Below are 25,160 nucleotides of genomic sequence, written 5' to 3'. Positions count from 1 at the left end.
TAAGCGTCAGAAATGTCATCATTTTTGTGAATGTTATTCGCATCCCTATCTTCTACTCCTCCTCCAGTCGTCTAAGAGGGAGCAATGGTAATCCAATACTTGCATATCCCGTTCTGAATTGAAGTAAGGCGTCCACGGTTGGCTTCAACCACCCTTCTGGACGCCATATTGGTTTCATCTACAGTTAGCAGTACTTCCTGCAGCGCTCTGTTAGACGCTTCCTCTAGTAATAACTTTAAAATAATCGTCCCATATCCTTTATTCCGTTCGCTTGGTCTGATTGCATAGCCAATATGGCCGCCTCTCTCTGCTAAAGATTCATTTAGATAATGCCGCAGCTTCCCAAGTCCAACAGGTTGATCATTCGCGAGGAGCCAGTAGGAAGTTTGCGGCACGAAATTTGGAGCCAAGGCTACTCCACGTGACATCTTTTCAGTCTGACTCAAAGCAAGTCTGAACTGCTTGGGTGTTAATCCGTAAAAACTATTGTGAAACCCGTTCTCCCCCGGCCCCATTTCTTGCGACATCTCATAGTAACGATAATCATCGAATTTCGTAAACTTACGAAGTTTGATATTCATCATCGACTCCCCCTCGAATAACACTTTATGATGCTCTAGTTCAAAAGATGAAGCATGCATATATGGCGAATCCTATCAATTAACTTACTTTGTCTACTCCCCGAAGTCAGATATACAAATGAATCATTTATAAACGTTATCCCTTTCAGGTGACTACATAACTTATGTTGTTGGGGGTATCTGGTCAAATGTAGGAACGAGTTCATGTTATATTATTAGGAAATACACCACACTGACATGAGGATCATACCCGTTTAACGTTAACATCTATACGCATACACGCAGCTTATTCACCTAACACAAGGTGCGCTAATTCTCCCGCCAGAACTGATGTCGTCATCGTAACAAAATTGCTGAGCACTACGACTGTAAGATGCTCATCAGGGTATCGCAGCAACGAAGAGGTAAATCCGTTAATTCCCCCATGATGGAACATCATACGTGGATCTGAATCGGATATGAACCAACCCATGCCATATCCCCCTTTATAGGTAGTGAACATGTCAGTTACTAACTTAGGACTCATCAGATCTCCAGTCGTTAAAGCACGTTCCCAACGATATAAATCCTCAACAGTCGAATAGAGTCCTCCAGCTGAATATGCATTTGACATATCAATATAAGATGCGTTCCTTAGGATCCCCGACTGGTCAAACTCATACCCTGAAGCTCTTCCTGCTAACACCTCCCCATTGACATCAAGTCCGGTGTGACGCATGGAAAGCGGCTTACATACGTGCTCACGCATATAATGATCGTACGCTTGGCCGCTCATCACCTCGATAAGCTTGCCTAACAATACATAGCCTGAATTGGAATAGGAAAATTGATCCCCTGGATTAAATTCTAACGTCTGTTGGTTAAAACGTTCAATTAGGTCATTCACCCCAACCGGCTGCATTAAGGTGACCGCAATATCTTCAGACACTGTAAAGTTCGGAATACCAGACGTATTGGTTAACAAATGTCTAATGGTGATACGATGGCCCGATACGAAATGAGGCAGGTAACAACCAATCGGATCATCTATGGATACTCCCTTCATCTCACAGCATTGAAGAACTGCGGCAGCGGTTAATGATTTGGTCACGGAGCCAATCCGAAACTTCGTCTCACTTGTATTTGGTATTCCCCACTCATAATTAGCCATGCCAAATCCTTGACTCACAAGTAGGTTTCCTTCTCGTGCCACCAAGACGGAACCGCTAAATTTTTGCTTCGATACCGCATGTTGAATATGAGTCACAAGCTTTGTCTTTATCATCTCGGTTCATTCCCCCATTATATTAATAGCGTGTCACGCAAAGCAGCTTCAAGCTGCTTATAAATAGACTGAATAGCTGCTACTGACTCCAGATTGCGCAGCATCCCTGTTATTATGACTTTACGGGGCTGTACCGCGAGCAACTCAAACTCAAGCACTTGAATAGATTCCATTACCACTTCCTTCTCTTCAACATTTAACGTCGACTGCTTGACGTATTCCCTCAATTGGCTAGTAAGTGTTAACGGATGAACTGGATGATGCTGTTGGGAAGTATGGGAGTGTTGGAATGTGCCTTCGGTAAATAAAGGCACTGCCCGTTGTGTCACCATTCCGTCAACGACATGATCCATAGCCTGACTAATCGCTTGTGCCGACTGTTCCACAGAGAGTTTCGCGTGTTCAAGAACAAACAGTCCCATAAAAGATGAGATCATGCCACTTAACATAAGGCCCAATTCAAATCGGTACATTAACGCAGCTTGCCCATAGTTCACAACTATAGTGTCTAATAGCAGTTGAAGATTCCGATCATTTATTTGAGCGATAAAGTGCTGCATCTCTTCACTCGCATAACTTACATTCTCTCTTGTTTGCATAGTAAAAAATTCGGGATAGTGCTTGCACATGGATAGATGAGCTACAATCACCCCAAGCAGTCGATTCTGCGTGCTATAAGATTGCTCCGCTTCCTGCAACTGCGCAACAAACAAGTTGTCATAATATTTGAAGATGTGCAGCAGCAGTTCGTCCTTTGATGAATAATGTTGGTATATACTTCCTTTAGATATTTTGCAATACTTTGCGACTTCCTGCATCGTTGTCTGCACATATCCTTTGGAAGCAAACAATTTGGTTGCGGACAACAAAATTGTCGTCATTTTATCTGGCAATAAGCCATTAGACGGATCGGTCATTTTGATCACACCTTTCAAGAACTTATAAGTTCTATATTTGACCAATAAGTTCTTTCATCGTAACAAAAATAGTTTTCAGATGCAAGCTGATGTTCCATTTGCACTTGAAATGACTTGCTCTCTCTTTACCCTTACAAAAAAAAGCAGACGTACGATGGATACTTATACCACAAAAGGCAGCCCCGAGGGCTGCCTTTTCAGTCGAATCAAGTATGATCTATTCTCTATCAAATAAAGCTGCGCCTGCAATGCCAGGCTTGGTCATCTCATGTGCGTCCAAAATAATATCCAATTCCTCTTCGGTTAACACTTGATACATCAAGCACAATTCACGCACGGACTTCCCGCTTTCTGTCGCTTCGCGTGCAATTCGTGCAGCGACCTCGTAACCTAGGTGCGGACTTATCGCTGTTATGATCCCTACACTATTTTCAACGTACAAGCGGCAACGTTCTTCATTAGCCTCGATTCCTTCTAGGCAGTGTGTGCGGAATACTTTAAAGACGTTGTTCATCATGCTGAGCGACTGTAGTAAGTTAAACACCAGTACCGGCTCCATCACGTTAAGCTCCAGTTGCCCTGACTCCGATGCGAGACAGATCGTATGATCATTTCCGATCACCTGGAAAGCGACCTGATTCACCACTTCACACATGACCGGATTCACTTTCCCTGGCATTATCGAAGATCCTGGCTGACGTGCTGGCAAGCGAATCTCACCAAATCCGGTGCGTGGTCCAGATGCAAGCAGACGCAAATCGTTTGCAATCTTGGACATATTCATCATACAAACCTTTAATGAAGCAGACACTTCCGTATACGCATCCGTATTTTGCGTTGCATCGATAAGATGCTCTGCATGTTTAAGCGGCAAGCCACTTAACTGCGCTAGCAATTCCACCACTCGCTGTATATAACGCGGGTCAGCATTTAAGCCTGTTCCAACCGCAGTAGCTCCCATATTAACTTCATATAAATGTTCCTTTGTATGCTCGATTCGTTTAATGTCTCGAGCAAGCATTCGGCTATAGGCTTCAAACTCTTGACCTAAACGAATAGGTACGGCATCCTGTAAATGAGTACGTCCCATCTTAATTACGTGGTCAAACTGCTCTGCTTTGTCACTAAAAGTCTGGTGCAGCTCTCGCATCGTAATAAGCAGCTTATCTATAAGAGTTAAGACAGCGATGTGTATCGCAGTCGGAAAGGCATCGTTCGTGGATTGTGCGCGATTCACATGGTTGTTAGGGCTCAAGCTCGCATAATCGCCTTTAGCCTTGCCAAGCAGTTCCAACGCGCGATTGGCAATGACCTCGTTGGCATTCATATTGATCGAAGTACCCGCTCCACCTTGAATCGGGTCAACGATAAATTGATCATGCAACTGACCTTGAATAATCTCATCGGCCGCTTGTGTAATCGCTTGGCACAAGTTGGGCTGTAGTTGCTTCACTTCCATATTGGCAATCGCTGCTGACTTCTTGACAATCGCTAACGCACGGATCAATTCTTCACTCATCCGATAACCGGTAATAGGGAAGTTCTCTACTGCCCGCAGCGTCTGAATACCATAGTATGCCTCAACAGGCACGTCTTTTTCTCCAAGGAAATCTTTCTCTGTTCTTGTTAAAAGTGTAGCCATAGGATTCACTTTCTTTCTGTAGGTAATAGAAAACAAATCAGTAAAACACGAGTAAGCGTTTACAGGGATAGTATACCATTGATTACCATACTTATCTATTATAATCTTATGATTTTCATCACATAATTTTAACCAGTGTATTATTATGATTGATATTTTGGTCACCTCCTTCAAAAAATACCATATTTTAATCATTGCATTAGATACTCAAAAATTTGAATATTATGATCTAAACGCAAATGGAAAAAGCCATCATTTGATGTTGATTTTATTTGACTGAAACGAGATTCGATGAAATATTAAATATAAAAACTGGAGGAGCAGACATGGATTCCAAACAAGCCTTTGCAAGGTTTGAAGAACTATCGCAAGTCTACATAACAGCAATTGAACGTTATAGCTACGAGGAACTACTCTTTAAACCCTCGCCTACTTCCTGGTCGCTTGGTGAGTTGAATAACCATGTAGTGGGTACCGGTTTCATCCAGATGGAGACTTTAATGAATTGCAGGACAGCCGCGGCACTGCCAAAGAAGAAATCGTGGTCGGGAAAGATTGTGTATTGGATGGGCTCCATGCCGCCAATTAGAGTCAAAATGCCAGAGACCATTGAACATACCCCTTTCCAACCGTGCAGCAAAGAACAGCTATTAGAGCGCTGGGTTTCTTTTTTGAATACGATGCGAGAACTGGAAACGCTTGTATCCACCATTCCTCGCGATCAAAAAATGAAACAGCCCTATCTAGGCTACTTAAATGCTGAAGAGTGGTATGAGCATATTGTGATGCACGTTGCGCACCACTTGCGGCAGCAGGCGCGTATCGAGCGAGCGCTCCGTAAACGAATACATAACCATAATTAAGATTCACATCGCGTACCATTTACTGTATACTAGCTGATGGTGAACGGATCTAAATCCATCGTGTCGAGGTGTTAAGCAGCATGGCGTCTCAGAAATCATTACATTTGTATGTTTTCATGTTTATCGGTATCATTGCGATTTCATTTTCAGCTATTATCGTTAAATGGTCAGCAGCTCCAGCTTCAATTTTGGGCATGTATCGATTGCTGCTTACAAATTTGCTGTTGCTCCCTTGGATGTGGTCGTATCGTGAGGAGTGGAAAGCCGTTCGGAAAAATGATTGGTTACGGCTTTCTATGTCTGGAATATTTTTAGGCATTCATTTTCTGCTCTGGATGGAATCACTGCGTTACACATCTGTATCCAGTTCAACGGTCATCTTGACCTTAGAACCTGTCCTAATTCTAATTGCATCATACTGGCTGTTTCAGCACCGCATTAAACGTTCCGCAATCTATGGTCTTGGTCTTGCCTTAATTGGCATGGTAATGATCGGTTGGGGAGATTTTCAAATTTCCGATCAAGCCTTATATGGTGACTTTTTGTCCGTTCTGGGCACGATTGCAGTTGTCATACATATGTTGCTAGGTCAAGATTTAAGAAGCCGCGTCACCTCCTATGTGTACAATTTTTATGTTTTTCTAATTGCCGGACTTAGCTTGGCCGTATACAACTTATGTGCAGGTCTCCCTCTCGTGGGGTACCCCGCCAATGAGTGGCTCCTATTCGCTTTAATGGCTGTCATTCCAACGGTGCTTGGCCATATGCTGTTTAACTGGCTGCTTAAGTATGTCAGCGCCACTTCAATTTCAATGAGCATCCTTGGAGAACCGGTGGGGGCTAGTTTGCTGGCGTGGGTATTACTTGGTGAGACACTCGGTGCGTTACAATGGTTTGCTTGTGTACTGCTCATTGTTGGCGTCTGGATCTTTCTGCGAAATGATAGGCCAACATATCAAATATCCGAAACTAAAACCACAGCTGCTCCTTCTACTTCACAGTAATGAGGCAGCTTCTATGCCGCATGGACAAAAGCGCAAACGATTACACGACCAAATAAGTCACGGTTTATCCAAACAAAACGACCCGCATCGCTGTATTAAGGATGCGGGTCATTCGCTTACCTATTTAACATAACTTCTTTGTTTACCACCTTAGAAGAATTTCTTCCCCAAATAACCGACAAACCGAAGCTTATAACCAGAATGATGGCACCAACTGAATAAGGCAAATCCAAATGGATATCAAATAATATGCCTGCCAGTGCAGGGCCAAAAATGTTGCCCAAACTCATGTACGCATTGTTCATCCCAGCTACGAACCCTTGCTCTTCGCCTGCAAGTTTAGATAATAACGTATTAATGGCAGGGCGTAATATCGAGGTAAACGTAAAGAAAAGGACAATCATCACGAGCATGTACAGCATATTACCTGAAAATAACATCAAGACCAGTGTTGCTGCTGCTGCCAAAAAGGTCACATTGATCAGCCTGCGCTCCCCAAACTTCTTCAGCAATTTATCAATAAATAGCGCTTGGATGAACACACCAACCAAAGCTCCTACCGTAATTAAAATTGAAATGTCACGTGCGGTATAACCGTACTTTTGGTCAACAAACAACGGGAAAATAGCTTCAAAATTCGCCAAACCAAACGTCAAAGTAAACATCAGGAACAAGAAGATCCAATAAGGCGCTTTTATAGACTGTGCCAACTGTTTAAAAATATGCTCAGATTTCTGCTTATGCTTAATCAACTGCTGGCGCTGTTCCACAGACAACGTCTCGGGTAGGACAAGCAGCGAAACAATCATAGCAATCGCTCCAACACCTGCTGACACATAAAATGGCGCCCGAATGCCCAACTCAGCTAAAAATCCACCAATACCAGGTCCAATAACAAAGCCTAATGACATCGAGGCGCCAAGCATTCCTAATCCTTTGCCTCGACTTTCAACACTAGTTACATCGGCCACATAGGCCATCATCGAAGGAATCATAGCCGCAGCGCCAATTCCTCCAATAAACCGGGACACATAAAGCATCCATATTTGATCTGCTATTGCAAAAATTAAATTGGAACCACTAAATAGAAGAAGACCTGCAATAATTAACTTTTTGCGTCCGAATCGATCGGACCATTCCCCTGCGATCGGTGAAAAAATAAACTGGGTCAATCCCATTGCTGCCACTAAATATCCCGCCGCCTTACCCGTTGCACCAAATTCCTTCAGAAACTCAGGCAGCACGGGAATAATTAGACCGATACCCAACATGGCAATAAACATGTTGATCATTAAAATAAAAAGCGGTCCTTTATTCATTTCCTTGCTAGACATAGTCGTATGCTCTCCTCCATCGCCGTATGCGGATACTATCCTGCATGATTGGTATGTTACTATCTTTTTTTCTGTACGATGTAGTATATCTCACAGATTGACCCAAAGTCAATCTGTGAGATGTTTCATTTTTCCTGTCATGAAATTGCTTGACCTTGACGTTCTTTCAGGAACGCTCTATCATGAATAGGTCTTACATATGGAAACCAGTATGGGGAGGACGGCAAAGTGGCCAGAAATGAAGAGAAGGACCGAGAACTTCGCAAGGAACGTTGCGAGCAGATCATGTCTGCGGCGGTTGAGTTATTTGCTAAAAATGGAATAAACTCTACGAAAATATCGGATATCGCCAAGCAAGCTGGCATGAGTCACGGACTTGTCTATAATTATTTCAAATCCAAAGAAGAAATCTATGTATCTCTTTTAAATAAAAATATAAACAGCTTTAAGCATGAGCTAGTACGTATAACTCAAATGCAAGCAACCGCAGACGTGAAACTACAGTGTCTGGTAGAACAAGTGTATGTATGCAAGTGGGAGGATGTTTTATTTCATCAATCGTTTGTGGATCAATTTATGACGTCTGACTCAACTAGTGCAGAATTAAAAGATGCTGTCAAACAGCAGATGAAGGAAAATTTACAGCTGGTGACCTCCATTATGGCAGATGGCCAAGCTACGGGACATATCGTTGACGGATCACCTAGTGTGCTCGCTTATTACTTTTTATCTTGTCTCCAGTCCATTTTATTAGCGGAGGCAAAAGACCTATCCTTTATCGAGCAAGATTCAGCGATGCATGTGCTGCATTTATTTGTACGTCATCAACAATAAGGCTCCAATCACGTATCAGAAATGGCCTCATCAGTGGAATACTGCTTGAGGCTCGTTCCAACTTCCTCTTCTTTATAACTCCCCTTATTTAAGCATGAAACCCTAAATCACATAGGTGAATATGATGCTGTTACTGCATAAAAAAAGCGATATTTACACAAACTTTCCACAATATGAACAATGTTGGGGATGAGATAATGGCAAGTTCCGGTGGAACAGTACACGAGCAATTGCAGCACAACATTTCACAATTGCAAACTATTTTTACGCTGGCTCCAGACCTTGTCATCCGGAGCATGGATACAGAGCAAGGTGCATCAGCAGTCGTAGCCTACTTTGAAGGACTTGTCGACATGAATTCTATTAATAACGATGTACTGCGCCCCTTTTTCCACAGCATCCACAATCAAGAAGGTGTTGTTCCTGTTACTGTCGGCAACATCAAAAACACAACGAAGTGGAGTGAAATAGAACATGGCTTATTAATCGGAAAATCTGTCGTATTTATGGAAGGACAGGCCAAAGCTTTCCTGTTAGACACGAGTGGATGGCCGCAGCGAGCGATTGAAGATCCACAAATAGAAGCTTCAATTAAAGGTGCTCATCAAGGATTCGTGGAGACAGCGCAGCTGAACATTGCGCTTATTCGCAGATACATACCCAATCGTGAACTAAAGATTACGGAATTAACAGTTGGCGCACGCGGCAAAACAAGCATCTCTATCATGTATCTTCAGGATGTCGCCGATCCCGAAATATTGACAGAGCTTGTTGAACGTATTGGCAAAGTAGATGTTGATGCCATTATAAATACGGGGGAATTAGCGGAATTTGTGGAGGATCGCTCTTTTTCACCTTTTCCGCAGCTTTTAATGACCGAGCGTCCTGACTCTGCCGCTTCTCACATCTTACAGGGGCGCTTTGTGATTGTAGTCGATCGTTCACCAAGTGTGTTAATTGCTCCTGTCACCTTTGTGGCCTTTTTTCAGAGTGTGGATGATTACAGCATGAGATGGTCGATAGCGACTTTCATTCGTCTACTTCGAATGTTTGCGTTTATGATCGCCTTGTTTTTACCTTCTATTTATATTTCATTTTTAACTTTTAATTTCGAAGTCATCCCGATCCAACTCGTACTATCGATCGCAGAGTCCAGAGAAAAAGTTCCCTTTCATCCGTTTCTTGAAGCCGTCATGATGGAAATAACACTGGAAATGATGCGTGAAGCAGGCATTCGTCTACCGGCGCCTATCGGGCAAACTGTTGGATTAGTAGGAGGCATCATCATTGGTCAAACCGCAGTGCAGGCAGGAATCGTCAGCAACATTATGGTTATCGTCGTATCTGTCACGGCAATTGCCTCGTTTATTATCCCGAACTACGATATGGGCGCAGCCATTCGTTTCCTTCGATTTCCAATGATGCTACTTGCTTTTATGTTTGGCATTGTAGGATTGGTTTCTGGAGCAATGATGCTTGTTTCACATATAACGGCACTGACCTCATTGGGAGCGCCCTATGGCAGTCCCTTATCACCCTTAAAATTTTCAGATTTGAAGGATGCATTTGTTCGATTACCGCTTTGGAAAATGAGTTCTCGTCCTACCAACGCCATGCCAAAGCAAAGTAAACGGCAAGGAAACAACAAACCAGATGGTGATGCGTCATGAAAAAAAAACCCGTCTTTACATTTCTGCAATTTTCGCTTCTGGTCCATAGTATGCAAGTTGGTACGGGCATTTTGTCACTCCCACGGCAGTTGGCTGAAATTGCAGGAACAGACGGCTGGATCTCTATTTTGCTCGCCTGGGGGTTAAACGTCTGCTTTGGTATCATTATGGTGCTCGTCATGCAACAATACCCGAATGATACACTGCCCGACTTGTTTATGCGACTGTTTGGCAAAGTGATCGGAAGAGTATTCGTGCTGCTGCTGGTCGTACATTTTGTATTTTTCAGCTGGAGTGTGCTAGTCAATGCCATGTTGTATATTCAAGCTTGGTTCCTGCCTTTAATGCCTATGACGATGATTATGATGTTATTTGTCGTTCCCGCTTATATGATGGCACGTCATCATATTGTAGCGATAGCCAGATACTGCGAATTTGTTTTCTTTCTCTCGTTATGGATGGGCTTCGTCTTTATTATTCCGTTGCGCGAGGGGCAATTCGTACACATGCTTCCCCTCATCAAGGAAGGCTGGCTACCTATTTTTAAGGCTGTGAACTCAACAACATTTTCATTTATTGGATTTGAGATCATCTTTCTGGTCTATCCTTTTTTAAATCGCAAGGAACTAGCCATCCCTGGTGTGTTGTTAGGAAACACCTTTACGCTGCTGCTTTACTTAGCCAGCACAATTGTTTGTTTTGTGTATTTTAGTCCAGATGAGATTACGCAATACAATCAGCCCTTCTTATCGCTGCTTAAAGTGGTAGAATTCCGCTTTCTGGAACGGTTCGATATCATTTTTTTAGCATTGTATTTATTCGTTGTCTCTACTGCATGGGTTCCTTATATTTATAGCGCCGCCTACTGTAGCTCCCATCTGCTCGGTTCATCCAACCATTCGATGCATGTGCTTCTGTTTAGTGTTGCATCGCTTGTGATCGTTACTATTATACAGCCGTCTTGGAATCAATCCGAACTATGGAAAACATGGGCAGGCTACTCTGGACTGATGGTGGCTTACACACTCCCTGTACTGCTGTTACTTTATGTCAAACTGATCAAGCTAGTTCCGAGGAAAGAGGTACATCCATGATAAATCGCTGGCTGTTACTCCTTGTCTGTCTCTTTACCCTCTCGACAGTTTCAGGCTGCTTTGAGCAGCACAGTATCGAGAATCTTACCATTTCAATGCTTGTCGGAATAGATGTAAACGAAAATGGACAGCTTATTATTTCACAGTCAAGTCCCGTCTTCAGTACCGAAGCTAAAGAAAATGAGGAAGACTATGAAGTCATCTCCAATTCCATGCGCAGCGCACGGGATCGTTTTGATACATTAACACTAGGCCTCACCTCATCAAACAAAGCGCAGGTCATATTAATTGGAAAGGAACTGACCAAGGTAAATGGCTGGCAAAGCTTAATTGACGTCTTCTTTCGGGATTCTCGAAATACGGTAAGTGCCCGCATGGTCTACGTGGACGGGCCTGTAAGTGAAATCATTAACTTTAAGCCGAAGGACAAGCCGCGACTTCCATTTCATCTATCCAAGCTTATTGATACAGCTCTGAAGCGTAATGATACGACAAGGACGACGATTCAGGACTTTCATCGTCAGCTTCACGAGAAAGGCAATACCCCTAGCCTGACCGCTATGCGCAAAGAAAAAGACATTATTTTGCTGGGCACGGCGTTGCTTAATCAACAAGCTGGCTTTGTAATGAACGTTACGCCTGGTGAGACAAAGCTGCTCTATATTTTAGAAAATAAAACACGAGGAGAGTTTCCCTATACACTGATTATGCCTATGAATGAGTCTGAAGGTATTATTAATAAGAACATTCTTAGTTTTAATATGCAAAAAATTAAAACAAAAATTAAAGCCTCCTACAGTGACGGGAAATTTAAATTTAATGTACATATAAAAGGTCAAATTTACCTGACTGAAAAGTTGTTTAATAAAGGAATCCGTGACAGCTTTGATGAGCTGGAGCAAAAAATTAGCAAACTGATGAAGCGTGATTTTACGAAACTAGTCACAAAGTTGCAGCGCGCGGCAATTGATCCTGCTGGCTTTGGCATGTATGCACGAGCGTATGCTTATCCAGAATGGAAAAAAGCAGAAAAAAATTGGACAGATGCATTTAAAGAGGCAGACGTTAACGTGAACGTTAATTTCAAATTAATTGGAGTCGGTGCCATAGAGTAGTGCTTCGCAAGCTTCACTTTCTCTCCCAAATGGTATACGTTGGGCGATCGATAGGCACACGACACATATAAGCCCGTGCCAGCGCATAGAATGGGGAAGCTGGCTCTAAGCCTACCGTGAGAGAGGAGCAATTCGAATGTCTCTTGCTGCTACCCATTCACTGGCACCTCAACAGATGATCGAGATTATTCATAATGGACTTCCTGCTGCCAAACAGCCGAACCGCATTTTAATAGTAGGGGCCGGTATGTCTGGACTCGTTGCCGCCTCGCTATTGCAAGCTGCCGGCCATGAAGTTCAGATTATCGAAGCAAATAGTCGAGCTGGCGGGCGTGTGTTCACGATCCGCGCCCCATTTAGTCACGGTTTATTTTATAATGCAGGCGCCTATCGGATTCCAGATGTGCATTATTTGACGATGGCATACGTAAAAAAGTATCATTTACCTCTCAATGAACTGAGACTAGCAGATCCATCGGATCTACTAGTTGCGAACGGCCAACACATCCGCCGGAATGCGTATGAGCGAAATCCTGCTTTGCTTCGATACCAAGTAGCCCCTCACGAAGAAGGGCTAACCGCCTCCACATTATATCAACTCGCGCTTCAGCCCGTACTAGATTACATTATTCAAAATCCCGCGTTGCATTGGCCACACATCGTACGCAGCTACGATTCATTGTCTCTGGATACCTACTTGAGACAATATCCGTCCGCCTTCGGTGTCCCTTTGTCCGTAGGCGCGATTGAGATGATTAACGTCTTGCTTGAAAATGAAGGCATGAAAGAATATTCCGTGCTGGAGTTCCTGATGTCAGCACTAACCTACAACCAGACAGGGGTTACTTTTTATGAGCTGGCAGGCGGAATGGATCAGCTTCCCGATGCCTTCCTCCCCCAGCTGTCAGACGTCATTCACTATAATAACAAAGTAACCAAAGTAGTACAGCAGGCCGACCAAGTGACCGTATTAACTAGGCAAACACGCTCGCATCAAGTGTCTACCTTTTCAGCCGATTATTGCATCATTACGCTGCCCTTTTCTGTGCTCAAGCAAGTAGAACTGCTCCCTTTCGCTAGCTTCTCCCTGCCAAAACGACAAGCCATTCGTGAAATGAGATATATGTCAGGTACCAAAGTAGCGATTGAATTTAAACATCGCTTTTGGATAGAGCAACACTTAAATGACCGCCGAACTGTCTCAGATCTACCGCTGCGAATGACGTATTACCCCAATCATGTACCTGACCCTGATGGCCCTGGCATCGTATTAGCCAGCTATACATTAGGCAACGACACAGCAAGTTGGGACGGGTTAAACAATGAGGAGCGAGTCCGTTCTGCCCTCCAGCATCTCGCTGTATTTCACGGTCAACAAGTCTATACCCACTTCGTTAAAGGCACCTCATTTAGTTGGAATCAGAACCCTTATTCATGCGGAGCCTTTTCATATTTCATTCCAAACCAGGCCAGCAAATGGTATCCGCACCTGAGCACACAAGAAGGCAACGTTTTCTTTGCTGGTGAGCACACGACGTTTACCCACGGATGGGTGCAGGGAGCCATTGAATCAGGAATTCGGGCGGCGTATGAAGTGAATCTGAAGACATCGAATACATAAATAAAAACGGTCGCGGGCTTGTCGCACGCAGCCGTTTTGCTGTGTAATCGTTTAGAATTCGGATTTAGGTTTGCGCGGCTTAGGTTTCACTTTATTCTGAACCTTTGCTAGATGCTTAATACTGCGAATCATAGGACCTTTACATAGCGGACATACTTGGTCCGCAACTGCAAATTCTTCTCTGACCCATGCTTTACAATCTGCATTTCTGCACTTCAAGATTTTGGTAGGCATTAATTGCGGCTTTTCTTCTTCCATAGTTGTCACTTTATTACATCCCTTTCTCTCTGCTAGTAACACAAGACTGAGTAGAAAATATATCACTGATACCGTATTCAAGTCAAAAAAATTTCCCGACAACTTAAAAAGACTGCTTCTCCAATAGGAAGCAGTCTTTTTAAGTGATATCTTTATATACCTATTTTGCAGCTCAATTTCTACTTTTATGCATTTAATAAGCGAATACCTTTAACGACATTCCATACAAAATAATAAATTCCAACTAAAAAAGAAACGATATAAGTTATGGATAACCCTATTCCAAGCGATGTCACATTTTGAATGCCAAAGCCAACGCCTGCCGAGACAATTAATCCTGTGATCAATAACGCGTAAGGTACAAAGTGTGTCCACAGTGCTTTTTTGGCGTGTGCTTTAACGTCACCCTCAGCTACAAACCACACAATTATCGGAAACAGAAACGGTGCAAAAAAAATACTGAAATAGCATAAAGAAGATAATATGTTGTTCGTTTTCATATGCAATCACCTCGTGGTTTATTGTTCGTGTTTTGTTTATAGGCTCATTATCACACGAGTTATCTTTATGTCCTATTTAATTTCCTTTCAGTAAACTGGCATTTTTGTAACGTTCCTATCGTTCGATTCATCTGCTGAGGGCTAATTGCTTTTTAGAGCATGCATCCACTTACTTTTGGATAAGACCTTCTGCTACACACTTGATCAGCAATGTTTTTACCTTGTCATAACGCTCGGTTCCGATTTCTTCTCTATGTAGCGATATCAACACAACAGCACGTAAAAGTCCGATGATAATATCAGGTTCTTCATCAACTAACAGGCGATTGCTTTTCCATTTGGCAATCAATTCAGCACCTGACTCATTATCGGACTCTGAATGAGACTCTAACATCTCCTTTGGAACTTTTCGGATCAGCAACTCATACTCTTCTTTGCGAATGACTCGCTGTAGAAATGGATTCGATTCGAGCATGTCAAACGACTTAGTAAACAAATCGTGTAGTAATTCTTGCGGATTCCGATCCGAATTTATCATTTCCTGAATCATTGCGTCTTTGAATGCTTCCTCCTGTTTCATAATCGCGTAATAAAGCTCTTCCTTCGAATTAAAAAATGTATAAAATGATCCTTTTGCAATACCGCAAGCATTCACAATCTCATCAATACTCGTCTTTTTTAATCCATACTTGATAAACAATTCCTTCCCTTTTATCATCAAGCAGTTTCGAACCGTTTCCTTCTCATCTTCACTGAACTTAGGTATATTAAACTCCCCTTTGCTTCATACAGCGGTATAGTGCTTGCCGTACCGCATTCTCTCTTGGATTGTTGTCCATATGACCTCCCACATGGTTAAGTCCATATGCATAGCCCAACTTGTAGTCTGGGTCTGCAAAACAAAATGATCCGCCCGCTCCGGGGTGACCATAGGCTCGCTCACTGCTACCAAACTCATGACCTGCTAACGGCTTCCAAAAACCTAACGAATATGCTAAATTCGTACGATTCACATGATCATACCAGCCTGATGTAGGTTGAGTTGCTGATGCCTCAATGGCTTGCAGCGACTTCGGATGAATTCCAAGACGTTGGCCTCCACTTGCAAATTCTCCATAGATATTGGCCATTGCGCGTACTTCACCAATACCGTTCCCAGATGGAAATTCAATCGCAAGCATTTCACGTAGATTGAAATTGCCGTTAGCTACTAATCGTTTAGGATCTACGAGGCTTCGTGCAGTTAATGAGCGTGGGTTTAGAAACCCAAACAACATGGGAATAGGTATCTCGTGAATGTGCTTTAATAGCTGCAAGGGACTTTCGATCCCCTTGATTCGAGCTAAACGAGTATCAGGCACTGAATCAGGAAGCCCAATGTAGAATTCTGCTTGCAGCGGCTCAGCTATTTCTTCTTGGAAAAATCGTCCCAAGCTTCTCCCCTTAGGATCTACACGTCGTATAAGTTCACCAATAAACCATCCAATTGTCCAAGCATGATAGCCATGCTTGGTACCTGGCAACCATTCGGTTCTCACACCAGCCAGTTTATGAATAACTTCACTCGTATGTAAATCAGAAATGTTCTCCAACCGTAATGTATCCAGTGTACACAGTCCTGCCTGATGGGACAAGAGCTGCCTGACCGTTATTTGATCTTTTCCATTCTGGGCGAATTCAGGCCAGTACGTCCCTACATATTGTTCGAAATCCAACAACCCACGTGAATGTGCAAGTACCGCTGCCAATGCAGCAAACCCTTTAGTGCTTGAAAATACAGGAACCATCGTATGCTGCTCCCATGGCATTCCCCGATCTGAGTCTCTTAGCCCTCCCCACAGGTCAACAACTTGAACACCTCGAACATAAACGGCACATGCGGCTCCCCGCTCTCTCCGTTCTAATAAATTTCGCTTGAATTCTTCCTTCACTTCTTCGAATCCCGGTGCAACCCAACCATGAACGCAGTATGTTGTCATGTAATTATCCACCTCACCATTTATATGACTATTATAGTTTATATAGTCATATAAATGGTGTAACGTTCTTTGATATTTGTATAGAGTAAAAACAAATTTTTTCTTCTACATTAAAATGAAAGTGATAAAAACGCATCTCACGGTATGTTTCCTTAATAGGATTCTGGTATGTTAAAAGTTAAAATTTTGCTGTGTAAACTCAAGAAAATACTCATTTTATATAATTTTGCATATGTTCATTAATTTTTTTATTCTTTTTTTTGAATGCGCTAACAAGCATAGCCCGTCTCGTTTTTCTCTTATTTACACGACCTTATAACCCTCACAAAATGAAAGTTTTACATATTGACACGTTGACATTCCCCTCCCACTATCCTATTATTCATACTAATCCTATCAGATTTAAAAATTAACAACTGGTTAAAAAGATCAGCGTTTACACTTTTTGCAGCTATTTACCCAACTATACATAGTGTAATACTCAATTTAAATAGACAGGAGAAGAAGATGTTATGTATGTTGTAAAACGGCTGTTTACGATGCTAGTGACTTTATGGGTTATCGTCACCTTAACCTTTCTCATTATGCATCTTATACCAGGGGATCCATTCGCTACGGATTCCAAGGCTATTCCTGAAGCCGTGCTGGAAAATATGCGAGCCAGATACAATTTGGACAAGCCCTTGTCTACGCAGTACGTATTGTATTTAAAAAATTTGCTGACGTTTGATTTAGGGCCTTCCATCCAATCCAAAACGACGGATGTGAACACACTTATTGCCAGAGGGTTTGTCCCCTCAGCCTTATTGGGCATTCAGTCTATGCTGTTGGCACTTTTTGCAGGCATTATGCTGGGCACGATAGCCGCGCTTCACCATAATCGCGCCTTGGACTTTATATCCATGTTTATTGCTATGTTAGGGATCTCCATTCCAAGCTTTATTTTGGCGCCCTTGCTTATCAAGTACATGGCTGTGCAGTGGGGGCTGCTTCCCGTCGCGGCATGGGGCACATGGAAGCATACGCTGCTGCCAACATTCGCATTGGCCGTCACACCTATTGCGATCATTGCGAGATTTGTGCGGACAAGCATGCTCGAAGTTCTTCATCAGGAATACATTCATACGGCAGAAGCCAAGGGATTGCCGACTTGGAAAATTGTGCTCAAACATGGCTTAAGGAATTCGCTGATTCCGGTGCTGTCCTTTATCGGACCGCTGTTTGCCTCTGTTGTCACTGGTACATTTGTCGTAGAAAAAATATTCGCCATACCTGGAATCGGTAAATATTTTGTGGACAGTATTTTTAATCGAGATTACCCCGTCATTATGGGAACGACGATCTTTTATAGCGTTGTCCTTGTTGTCACCTTGTTCTTGATTGATCTGTCATACCGGTTTATCGATCCAAGAATCAAATTGTCCAGCAAAGGAGCTTAGCATGAACGTTACTTCAACCAAGTTGGATCAGCCTTTGGATCATTTGTTCCATCCGGTAGACCGTAGTCAATTAGCTGATCAGACATTAGCCTATACAAGCGTCCCGATGTGGAAAGACAAAATAAGAAAGCTAGTACGTAACAAACTAGCTGTGATTGGGCTAGCCTTGCTGCTGTTGATTATGCTGCTTGCAGCAATAGGCCCTTCATTGCTGCCCCATTCGCCAAGTGCGCAGTCCTTGACACAAACGAACCTGCCTCCGTCCGCAGAGCATTGGTTCGGTACGGATGATCTCGGTCGTGATGTATGGGCACGGACGTGGGCAGGAGCTCGTATATCGCTCCTAATTGGATTTGCAGCAGCAGCCATTGACTTAATCATCGGAATTATAGTCGGCGGAATATCCGGCTACATGGCTGGCAGAAGCCGTTTTGGGGATCGAATCGACAGCATATTGATGCGTATCGTGGAAATTTTGTACAGCATCCCGTACCTGCTAGTAATCATCTTGCTCCTTGTCGTCATGAAGCCAGGTATATTAACAATGATCGTAGCGCTATCCATCACAGGCTGGGTCGGTATGGCCCGGGTCGTGCGTGGACAAATGCTGCTGTTAAAGCAGCAGGAGTACGTGCTGGCTGCTTCCAAGTTAGGTACGTCGCATGCCAAAATTATTTTTAAACATCTGCTGCCAAATGCAGCAGGCATCATTATCGTCAATTTGACATTTACAATTCCAGCAGCCATATTTTCCGAGTCATTTCTAAGCTTTCTCGGCTTAGGTGTTCAAGCCCCGATAGCCAGTTGGGGCACAATGGCTAATGACTCCCTTGGTGTCATTTTAAGCGGACAATGGTGGCGGCTGTTTTTCCCGGGATTTATGATATCCCTTACGATGTTTGCGTTTAATGCATTTGGTGACGGGTTACAGGACGTTCTGGATCCCCGCTCCCATCAATAAAGGAGGTGTTCACATGAAGCATTTGCTGGAGGTTCATCATCTAAACGTCGTGTTCCGCTCCCGTGAAAAGGAACTCCAAGCCGTGCGTGACGTGTCCTTTCATGTTAACGAACGAGAAACGCTAGCCATTGTAGGTGAAAGCGGAAGCGGCAAGAGTGTGACCGCTCGTGCCATTATGGGGATGCTCCCCTCTCCTTATGGACGAATTAAAGGTGGCGAAATCCACTTTCAGCAACGGAATATTACACAGCTATCCAAGAAGGATATGCAAAAAATTAGAGGATCTGAGATCGGTATGGTGTTCCAAGATCCGATGTCATCCCTGAACCCGACGATGATCATCGGCGAACAAATTAGTGAAGGTTTGCGCCAGCATCAAAAATTATCAAGATCCGCTGCCCGTGACAAAACCGTGGAATTACTAAAGCTTGTTGGCATACCTGATGCGGCGAATCGGTATAAGCAGTATCCGCATGAGTTCAGTGGAGGCATGCGGCAGCGTGTATCCATCGCGATAGCACTTGCCTGCAACCCTAAGCTGCTCATTGCGGACGAGCCAACGACAGCTCTCGATGTGACGATTCAAGCGCAAATATTGGATATGCTAACTGCGCTTCAGGAACAAATGGGAAGCTCCATTTTACTTATCACCCATGATCTAGGTGTAGTAGCAGAGGTTGCCCAGCGAGTTGCGGTTATGTATGCCGGCATGATTGTGGAGACAGGAACGGTAGAGGACATATTTGACCGCCCTAAACATCCGTATACATGGGGATTGCTGCAATCCACTCCGAAGCTGGATGCCAACAGTCAGGAGCGCCTTATACCGATTGAAGGAACACCGCCTTCCCTGCACGCGTCCATTGCTGGATGTCCGTTCGCAGCGCGATGTCCTTATGCCATGAACGTCTGTGTAGAGCATTTGCCAGCATCTATATCATTTACAGAGCAACATAGCGCGCGCTGCTGGCTGAATGATCCGCGATCTCCTGCCCTGCACACGCCAGCTGTATTTAGGAGGGATAAGCGATCTCCTGCCCTGCACACGCCAGCTGTATTTAGGAGGGATAACGATGCCGAAGCCTATTCTTGAAGTTCAGGAGCTGCACAAACATTTTCATACGGCAGCGGATCAAGTCGTCAAATCTGTTGACGGCATAAGCTTAACGATACAACCTGGTGAAACGTTGGGACTCGTCGGAGAAAGCGGAAGCGGAAAATCAACCCTTGGCAAAACAGTCGTTGGACTGCTTGAGCCGACTTCTGGAAAGGTGGTGTTTCATGGACAAAACATTGCAACTGCCCGCGGCAGTCAAAAACGAGAACTGAATCGTAACATGCAAATGATTTTTCAAGACCCCCATGCCTCCCTTAATCCAAGATTTCGGGTTGGCGATATTATCGCAGAGGGAATTGATGCGTACCGTTTAGCGCGGGGGCAAGCACGAAGAGATCGTGTCGCCGAGCTGTTAGAGCGAGTAGGTCTGCACCCGGATCACGCTGCACGATATCCACATGAATTTAGTGGTGGGCAAAGACAACGAATCGGGATCGCACGAGCGTTAGCGGTAAAACCGCAATTCATCGTTGCAGACGAGCCTATCTCCGCACTCGACGTATCCATTCAAGCTCAAATCGTTAATTTACTTAAAGATTTGCAGCAAGAAGAGGGTCTGAGCTATTTGTTTATCGCACACGACCTGGCTATGGTCAAACATATAAGTGATCGCATCGGGGTGATGTATCTAGGCAAAATGATGGAGCTTGCAGACCGCGATTCTTTGTTCATGGAACCATTGCATCCCTATACAAAGGCATTGTTGTCAGCGGTGCCCGCTTCTAATCCATCAGCCAAACGATTGCGTGAACGTATCGTGTTACACGGTGACCCGCCAAGTCCGCTTTCACCGCCGGTCGGATGTCCATTTCATGCCAGATGCCCGGCAGCAACTGAAATATGTGTTCGTTACATACCCGAAGGCAAAGAAGTACGTCCTAATCATTGGGTTGCATGCCACCTGTTTTAACTTTTTTGAGGTATAACCTGTTATGAAGATCAACCTTTAATCTTATGTAATGGAGGAATCATTATGAAAAAATGGAATCTTATGCTTGCCATTATAATTCTTACTGCGGCGGCGCTTACTGGCTGCTCTGGCAGCGATAACAGCGGTGCGACACCGACCGAGGCTTCAAAGGACGCTGCTAGTGTGCCGCAAGTGCTGACAGCAAATCTGTCAGGCGGCGAGCCGTACACGTTAGATCCTGCCTTTGCATCAGATACAACTTCTTATTTTATTATCGACAATCTGTACGAAGGTTTATATACCTATGACAAGTCTGGAAAAATTGTGGAAGGTGCAGCTAGTAAAGTTGATATTTCTCCTGATGCCAAAACTTATACGTTTACGATTCGGGACGGGGCCAAATGGTCCAATGGCGACCCTGTAACCGCACACGATTTCGAATATTCTTGGAAACGTATTTTGAATCCGAAAACGGCAGCCTATGATCCTTCTTCCTTGTATTACATCAAGGGAGCAGAAGAATATAACAAGGGCAAAGGTAAAGTTGAAAATGTCGGGGTTACGGCTAAAGATGACCGCACACTTCTAGTTGAACTTAAAGCTCCACTCGGTATTTTCCCTACGATTGCTGTAGGCCATGCTTATCTTCCAGTGCGCTCTACCGTTGTAGACCAAAATGAGAAATGGGCGGCTGAAGCGAATACGATCGTTGGTAATGGACCATACAGTCCGCAAGAGTGGAAACATAATGAGCAAATCACATTGACTAAAAATGCAAACTATTGGAATAAAGATGCAATCTCTATGGAGACGATCCATTTCAAGATGGTACAAGATGCAACTACCTACTATCAAATGTACAAAACAGGAGATCTCGATCTGATTTTGGCACTCCCGCTTGATACGATTGATCAAGAGAAAAATAACAAAGAATACTTGTCCCACCCTTCGTTCAGTGTGTATACATACTCGTTTAATGTGAAGGAGAAACCATTTACAAACCGTAAAATTAGACAAGCCTTTTCTTATGCCATTGACCGTGAGACACTTACTACTAACGTAACAAAGGGTGGAGAAAAAGCAGCCTTTGGTTATGTACCGTATGGTGTTATCAATCCGTCAGGCAAAGATTATCGCGATGATGCGCCTGAAAAATACTATGCGTTTAATGCAGAGAAAGCTAAACAACTACTTGCAGAGGGGTTAAAAGAAGAGGGCTTGACGCAACTGCCAACTGTGACGTTTAAATACAATACAGCTGACAATCACAAAAAAATTGCTGAGGCGCTGCAAGCGATGCTGCTTGAAAATCTGGGAGTTGAAGTGAAACTTGAAAATCAGGAATGGAAAACGTACATCGATACTTTTAAACAAAAGAACTTCCAAATCGCCCGTATGGGATGGGAAGGCAACTATTTAGACCCACTCGGTGTACTTGGTCATTATACTTCCAGCAACTCCAACAACTTTACGAATTGGAGCAACAAAACGTATGATGATTTGATCGAAAAAGCAACGTATGAGCTAGATGCAAACAAACGGGTAGCATTGACCCAGCAAGCTGAGAAGGTGCTTATGGAAGACTTGCCGATTATACCTATTCTGTTCTCGGCGGATACTGCACTCGTTAGCCCGAAAGTAACGGGTATCGTGTTTGATGCCCGCTCCAATCCAGATTTGCGCTTTGCTACAAGAGTTGAGAAATAAGGATGTATAAGCCTTATGTGCTTGCTTTTATAATAACTGCTGTTATGCTATGCGGCGGATATATTCCAATCGTGTCTGGCTATAACAACGTGGATATAACAATGATCAATTCACTATTTCTATACGGCTTGTCCGCGTCCATAATCGGAGCCATCCTGTATGTGCTTCGAACCGGATTTCTCACGCCGCTGTATCGCGGCTTGGCGACGATCAGCTCAGCTTTTCTGCCCAAGTCGCGAGCTTTGCAGGAGGAAGAAAAACGAGCCGCTCACACCGCTTCGGTCGTGTGGAAGCACGTCACTTTCCAAAAGCTTGGTGCCTACTTTCTCGGCGCAGGCACAGGAATCGTTACGGTATCTATAAGTATGCAGTTGTATTATTTCTAAAATTTCGAACGAAATCATTCAACACTCAATTTTGACTTGTCGTTTTTTCGCTTCAAGTAAAACCATGTCATAAAAGGACCTCATTTCCCACTGAAGTGCCCCCCTTAGTATTTCATCGGATAAACCATGGGTTTATTCCAATGTTCATTATAAGGGGCACTTCACACTTTACCGTGGATTTTGAGGTCCTTTTGTATAGGCATGGGGATAAGGAAAGTCATACATCACGTTTGCGTGATCCCCTGCTGTAGGTTACTTTAAGGTGTCCACCAATTACCAGACATCACAATTACGGAAAAAAGCTTAATGCTGTCCTCGTAATATCCTTCAGCTGCGCTATTAGCGACGTGTGTCCACACCGAATTTAGCCAGCTTTGATTGGAGCTGCTCGTCATTGCACTTACTCCGAATGGGGCGTAGAAAGCACCGCTGTTGTAAGAGCCATAGTTGCTGCCATTTAGCTTATAGCCATCGACAATGTTGGCAGGTGAATTGCCTGCTTTCGCCTTTATCCAGCTGTTTAATTGATTCAACTGCGCTAATGCGCGGTTATCCCCGCTAATTAAGTAGTCAGTTGTAATACGCCAAGGTATGCGACAGGAATTGTAATGATAATGACCATCATGTTCGGATTCAAGAAACTCACCTGAAACTGGCTTGTAAACACCACCCGACAAAATCACAAAATCAGGCAGCAGTCCGGTATTCGGACTATTGTTCGTATAAAGAGTGTTAATAATGCTGTAGGTTTTGTTAATGACATTTGTCCATTTGGCATCACCTGTCGCTGCTCCAAACGCCTTCATATGACTCAGCATAAAATCAGAAGGACGTGTCGCCGTATCCTCACTTCCGCTTGTAGCCCAGTCCCCTAGCCTTGTGGTCCATTTAGATTGATTCACATCTTTGGCCATAATCGCATTAATGATGTTTACTGCCGCCTGAGAATAATTTATAGCCCCACTACTCCCCCACTGTTTGTCAGCGAGCAGCAAGGAATAGGCAATATCCATGTCGCCATCTGTAGCGGAATTAGCGCCTCCAATATTTTGGAAGCTGCTGTTCTGTTTCCAAGCCATCAAATACGGGTTGTTGTTGCTTGGGTGTGCTTTGTAATATTGATACAAGCCATCGAAGTAACCCTGAGCGTTAGCTTCATGCCCCGCCATAATGACAGAGAGCAGCATCCCGTACCCGTGTGCTTCTGACACTGTTTCTCCTTTTGAATTGTATTTCACATAGTACTTTCCTGTACCCGCCGGCTTTAAGTATTTGGACTTCCAATTATCCCATTTACTTTTAACTGTATTATCCATCGCGCTTTGCGTAACATGATTAGGCTTTATCGCCCCACTGGTGTAACTCGTATGCTGCGGAAATGGTTTGCTCGGTCCCGCGGCAGACACGATTCCACTCACAGGAACTAGCATTGCCACTAGAAGTGCAATGATGGCTGTACCCTTAAGCTTATAGCTCTTGTACATAAAGCTAAACACTCCTTCATCAATGAATTGGGTTTCTTCAGTCCATGTGATAAGTTACATTTACTTCATTAACAGCAGCCTAACTTGTGTGAGTATCCATGCGGGTTTGCTCGCTTGCGTATCATTAATAGTTTAACTTAGAACTTCTCAAGCACTTCTTGCACCACCCCTTCAAAGAAGGTCGATTTTCATAGCATAACAGCACTGTTTGAATGAGAATTGAAGTAAACAATTAAAGCATCATGCAGCTTTTTAGTATGGTTGGATGTTGGTTGGCTAAGTGATAACATCGTTCGCTTCAGTTACGTACCTAGTGGAGTGGAAGAAAAGAGGAGTGAATGCTGGATAAAATCCTACAATTGGTAATTACCTTTTCTAAATCATATCTTTTGTAATGACATATGTCAATTTCATTCTTCTAGCTTTATTACGCTATCCCCTTAGCTCATGCAAATAACTGGGAATAAACGCCACACTTCT

23 protein-coding genes are annotated in these 25,160 nt (G+C 43.6%); 13 read left to right on the top strand and 10 right to left on the bottom strand.

Going from position 1 to position 25,160, the window contains the following annotated elements:
* Positions 1-71: 71 nt before the first annotated feature.
* The 4 genes from H509_RS0112630 to aspA form a co-directional block, all read right to left on the bottom strand.
* Positions 72-581 carry a GNAT family N-acetyltransferase gene (locus tag H509_RS0112630; RefSeq protein ID WP_028545405.1) on the bottom strand — a complete coding sequence of 170 codons (510 nt, stop codon included), beginning with the start codon at positions 579-581 and terminating at the stop codon, positions 72-74.
* A 286-nt stretch (positions 582-867) separates the two neighbouring features.
* The gene (locus tag H509_RS0112625; RefSeq protein WP_028545404.1) at positions 868-1,845 is read right to left on the bottom strand and encodes a serine hydrolase domain-containing protein; all 978 of its coding nucleotides are present in this window, start codon (positions 1,843-1,845) and stop codon (positions 868-870) included.
* A 17-nt stretch (positions 1,846-1,862) separates the two neighbouring features.
* Complete coding sequence (locus tag H509_RS25150) at positions 1,863-2,762, bottom strand: TetR/AcrR family transcriptional regulator (protein ID WP_051287036.1); 900 nt, start codon at positions 2,760-2,762, stop codon at positions 1,863-1,865.
* A 217-nt stretch (positions 2,763-2,979) separates the two neighbouring features.
* Entirely contained in the window at positions 2,980-4,404 is a 1,425-nt protein-coding gene (aspA, locus tag H509_RS0112615) for an aspartate ammonia-lyase (RefSeq protein WP_028545403.1), read from the bottom strand.
* A 326-nt stretch (positions 4,405-4,730) separates the two neighbouring features.
* On the opposite strand from aspA, the gene H509_RS0112610 reads away from it, so the two are divergent.
* Both H509_RS0112610 and H509_RS0112605 read left to right on the top strand, forming a co-directional pair.
* Entirely contained in the window at positions 4,731-5,267 is a 537-nt protein-coding gene (locus H509_RS0112610) for a DinB family protein (RefSeq protein ID WP_028545402.1), read from the top strand.
* A gap of 80 nt (positions 5,268-5,347) precedes the next feature.
* Positions 5,348-6,271 carry a DMT family transporter gene (locus H509_RS0112605; protein ID WP_028545401.1) on the top strand — a complete coding sequence of 308 codons (924 nt, stop codon included), beginning with the start codon at positions 5,348-5,350 and terminating at the stop codon, positions 6,269-6,271.
* A 116-nt stretch (positions 6,272-6,387) separates the two neighbouring features.
* Here H509_RS0112605 and H509_RS0112600 read toward each other — a convergent pair whose 3' ends face one another.
* Entirely contained in the window at positions 6,388-7,605 is a 1,218-nt protein-coding gene (locus tag H509_RS0112600; RefSeq protein WP_028545400.1) for an MFS transporter, read from the bottom strand.
* 228 nt (positions 7,606-7,833) lie between these two features.
* On the opposite strand from H509_RS0112600, the gene H509_RS0112595 reads away from it, so the two are divergent.
* From H509_RS0112595 to H509_RS0112575, 5 genes are all read left to right on the top strand, one after another.
* Positions 7,834-8,439, top strand: a complete 606-nt coding sequence (locus tag H509_RS0112595) for a TetR/AcrR family transcriptional regulator (protein WP_028545399.1) — start codon at positions 7,834-7,836, stop codon at positions 8,437-8,439.
* Positions 8,440-8,636: 197 nt separating this feature from the next.
* On the top strand, positions 8,637-10,109 hold the full coding sequence (locus H509_RS0112590) for a spore germination protein (protein ID WP_028545398.1): 1,473 nt from the start codon (positions 8,637-8,639) through the stop codon (positions 10,107-10,109).
* The gene (locus H509_RS0112585) at positions 10,106-11,203 is read left to right on the top strand and encodes a GerAB/ArcD/ProY family transporter (protein ID WP_028545397.1); all 1,098 of its coding nucleotides are present in this window, start codon (positions 10,106-10,108) and stop codon (positions 11,201-11,203) included. The genes H509_RS0112590 and H509_RS0112585 overlap by 4 nt, the downstream gene beginning before the upstream one ends.
* Complete coding sequence (locus tag H509_RS0112580; RefSeq protein ID WP_036697002.1) at positions 11,200-12,318, top strand: Ger(x)C family spore germination protein; 1,119 nt, start codon at positions 11,200-11,202, stop codon at positions 12,316-12,318. The genes H509_RS0112585 and H509_RS0112580 overlap by 4 nt, the downstream gene beginning before the upstream one ends.
* 136 nt (positions 12,319-12,454) lie before the next feature.
* Positions 12,455-13,939, top strand: coding sequence for a flavin monoamine oxidase family protein (locus tag H509_RS0112575; RefSeq protein WP_028545395.1), 1,485 nt, complete (start codon positions 12,455-12,457; stop codon positions 13,937-13,939).
* A 51-nt stretch (positions 13,940-13,990) separates the two neighbouring features.
* On the opposite strand, the gene H509_RS0112570 is transcribed toward H509_RS0112575, so the two are convergent.
* The 4 genes from H509_RS0112570 to H509_RS0112555 form a co-directional block, all read right to left on the bottom strand.
* Positions 13,991-14,197 carry a cold-inducible protein YdjO-related protein gene (locus H509_RS0112570; protein WP_028545394.1) on the bottom strand — a complete coding sequence of 69 codons (207 nt, stop codon included), beginning with the start codon at positions 14,195-14,197 and terminating at the stop codon, positions 13,991-13,993.
* A 185-nt stretch (positions 14,198-14,382) separates the two neighbouring features.
* Positions 14,383-14,697 (bottom strand): magnetosome magnetite crystal formation protein family, encoded by a 315-nt coding sequence (locus H509_RS0112565; protein ID WP_028545393.1) that lies wholly within the window; start codon positions 14,695-14,697, stop codon positions 14,383-14,385.
* A 169-nt stretch (positions 14,698-14,866) separates the two neighbouring features.
* A complete protein-coding gene (locus H509_RS0112560; RefSeq protein WP_245596034.1) occupies positions 14,867-15,415 on the bottom strand; it encodes a TetR/AcrR family transcriptional regulator in 549 nt (182 codons plus the stop codon).
* Between the two features lie 49 nt (positions 15,416-15,464).
* Positions 15,465-16,676 carry an EstA family serine hydrolase gene (locus H509_RS0112555; protein ID WP_028545391.1) on the bottom strand — a complete coding sequence of 404 codons (1,212 nt, stop codon included), beginning with the start codon at positions 16,674-16,676 and terminating at the stop codon, positions 15,465-15,467.
* A gap of 512 nt (positions 16,677-17,188) precedes the next feature.
* Between H509_RS0112555 and H509_RS0112550 the strand changes: the two genes are divergently transcribed.
* The 6 genes from H509_RS0112550 to H509_RS25140 all read left to right on the top strand — a co-directional run bounded on the left by H509_RS0112550 (position 17,189) and on the right by H509_RS25140 (position 23,196).
* Positions 17,189-18,115 carry an ABC transporter permease gene (locus tag H509_RS0112550; protein WP_028545390.1) on the top strand — a complete coding sequence of 309 codons (927 nt, stop codon included), beginning with the start codon at positions 17,189-17,191 and terminating at the stop codon, positions 18,113-18,115.
* A 1-nt stretch (position 18,116) separates the two neighbouring features.
* Positions 18,117-19,076 carry an ABC transporter permease gene (locus tag H509_RS0112545; RefSeq protein ID WP_051287034.1) on the top strand — a complete coding sequence of 320 codons (960 nt, stop codon included), beginning with the start codon at positions 18,117-18,119 and terminating at the stop codon, positions 19,074-19,076.
* A 13-nt stretch (positions 19,077-19,089) separates the two neighbouring features.
* A complete protein-coding gene (locus tag H509_RS25145; protein ID WP_051287032.1) occupies positions 19,090-20,169 on the top strand; it encodes an ABC transporter ATP-binding protein in 1,080 nt (359 codons plus the stop codon).
* Positions 20,150-21,103 carry an ABC transporter ATP-binding protein gene (locus H509_RS0112535; protein ID WP_028545388.1) on the top strand — a complete coding sequence of 318 codons (954 nt, stop codon included), beginning with the start codon at positions 20,150-20,152 and terminating at the stop codon, positions 21,101-21,103. The genes H509_RS25145 and H509_RS0112535 overlap by 20 nt, the downstream gene beginning before the upstream one ends.
* 63 nt (positions 21,104-21,166) lie before the next feature.
* Positions 21,167-22,810: a peptide ABC transporter substrate-binding protein gene (locus tag H509_RS0112530; protein WP_028545387.1), complete on the top strand. Its 1,644-nt coding sequence runs from the start codon at positions 21,167-21,169 to the stop codon at positions 22,808-22,810.
* A 2-nt stretch (positions 22,811-22,812) separates the two neighbouring features.
* Positions 22,813-23,196: a DUF3899 domain-containing protein gene (locus H509_RS25140; protein ID WP_051287030.1), complete on the top strand. Its 384-nt coding sequence runs from the start codon at positions 22,813-22,815 to the stop codon at positions 23,194-23,196.
* A gap of 257 nt (positions 23,197-23,453) precedes the next feature.
* Here the strand turns inward: H509_RS25140 and H509_RS0112520 are convergent, their stop codons facing one another.
* Complete coding sequence (locus H509_RS0112520; protein WP_028545386.1) at positions 23,454-24,680, bottom strand: family 8 glycosyl hydrolase; 1,227 nt, start codon at positions 24,678-24,680, stop codon at positions 23,454-23,456.
* Between the last annotated feature and the right edge of the window lie 480 nt (positions 24,681-25,160).

This window comes from Paenibacillus taiwanensis DSM 18679 (assembly GCF_000425125.1).
In the GTDB taxonomy this organism is placed as follows: domain Bacteria; phylum Bacillota; class Bacilli; order Paenibacillales; family Paenibacillaceae; genus Paenibacillus_B; species Paenibacillus_B taiwanensis.
Note: the sequence above shows the minus strand (reverse complement) of the source record. Positions and strands in the feature narration are given on the sequence as shown.

Excerpts from the sequence above, each read along its gene's own strand:
- H509_RS0112565 (WP_028545393.1), bottom strand. The coding sequence starts at position 14,697 with ATGAAAACGAACAACATATTATCTTCTTTATGCTATTTCAGTATTTTT.
- H509_RS0112580 (WP_036697002.1), top strand. The coding sequence starts at position 11,200 with ATGATAAATCGCTGGCTGTTACTCCTTGTCTGTCTCTTTACCCTCTCG.
- aspA (WP_028545403.1), bottom strand. The coding sequence starts at position 4,404 with ATGGCTACACTTTTAACAAGAACAGAGAAAGATTTCCTTGGAGAAAAA.
- H509_RS0112560 (WP_245596034.1), bottom strand. The coding sequence starts at position 15,415 with ATGATAAAAGGGAAGGAATTGTTTATCAAGTATGGATTAAAAAAGACG.
- H509_RS0112600 (WP_028545400.1), bottom strand. The coding sequence starts at position 7,605 with ATGTCTAGCAAGGAAATGAATAAAGGACCGCTTTTTATTTTAATGATC.
- H509_RS0112625 (WP_028545404.1), bottom strand. The coding sequence starts at position 1,845 with ATGATAAAGACAAAGCTTGTGACTCATATTCAACATGCGGTATCGAAG.
- H509_RS0112575 (WP_028545395.1), top strand. The coding sequence starts at position 12,455 with ATGTCTCTTGCTGCTACCCATTCACTGGCACCTCAACAGATGATCGAG.
- H509_RS0112585 (WP_028545397.1), top strand. The coding sequence starts at position 10,106 with ATGAAAAAAAAACCCGTCTTTACATTTCTGCAATTTTCGCTTCTGGTC.
- H509_RS0112555 (WP_028545391.1), bottom strand. The coding sequence starts at position 16,676 with ATGACAACATACTGCGTTCATGGTTGGGTTGCACCGGGATTCGAAGAA.
- H509_RS0112605 (WP_028545401.1), top strand. The coding sequence starts at position 5,348 with ATGGCGTCTCAGAAATCATTACATTTGTATGTTTTCATGTTTATCGGT.
- H509_RS0112530 (WP_028545387.1), top strand. The coding sequence starts at position 21,167 with ATGAAAAAATGGAATCTTATGCTTGCCATTATAATTCTTACTGCGGCG.
- H509_RS25150 (WP_051287036.1), bottom strand. The coding sequence starts at position 2,762 with ATGACCGATCCGTCTAATGGCTTATTGCCAGATAAAATGACGACAATT.
- H509_RS0112630 (WP_028545405.1), bottom strand. The coding sequence starts at position 581 with ATGAATATCAAACTTCGTAAGTTTACGAAATTCGATGATTATCGTTAC.
- H509_RS25145 (WP_051287032.1), top strand. The coding sequence starts at position 19,090 with ATGAAGCATTTGCTGGAGGTTCATCATCTAAACGTCGTGTTCCGCTCC.
- H509_RS25140 (WP_051287030.1), top strand. The coding sequence starts at position 22,813 with ATGTATAAGCCTTATGTGCTTGCTTTTATAATAACTGCTGTTATGCTA.
- H509_RS0112535 (WP_028545388.1), top strand. The coding sequence starts at position 20,150 with ATGCCGAAGCCTATTCTTGAAGTTCAGGAGCTGCACAAACATTTTCAT.
- H509_RS0112590 (WP_028545398.1), top strand. The coding sequence starts at position 8,637 with ATGGCAAGTTCCGGTGGAACAGTACACGAGCAATTGCAGCACAACATT.
- H509_RS0112610 (WP_028545402.1), top strand. The coding sequence starts at position 4,731 with ATGGATTCCAAACAAGCCTTTGCAAGGTTTGAAGAACTATCGCAAGTC.
- H509_RS0112570 (WP_028545394.1), bottom strand. The coding sequence starts at position 14,197 with ATGGAAGAAGAAAAGCCGCAATTAATGCCTACCAAAATCTTGAAGTGC.
- H509_RS0112520 (WP_028545386.1), bottom strand. The coding sequence starts at position 24,680 with ATGTACAAGAGCTATAAGCTTAAGGGTACAGCCATCATTGCACTTCTA.
- H509_RS0112550 (WP_028545390.1), top strand. The coding sequence starts at position 17,189 with ATGTATGTTGTAAAACGGCTGTTTACGATGCTAGTGACTTTATGGGTT.
- H509_RS0112545 (WP_051287034.1), top strand. The coding sequence starts at position 18,117 with ATGAACGTTACTTCAACCAAGTTGGATCAGCCTTTGGATCATTTGTTC.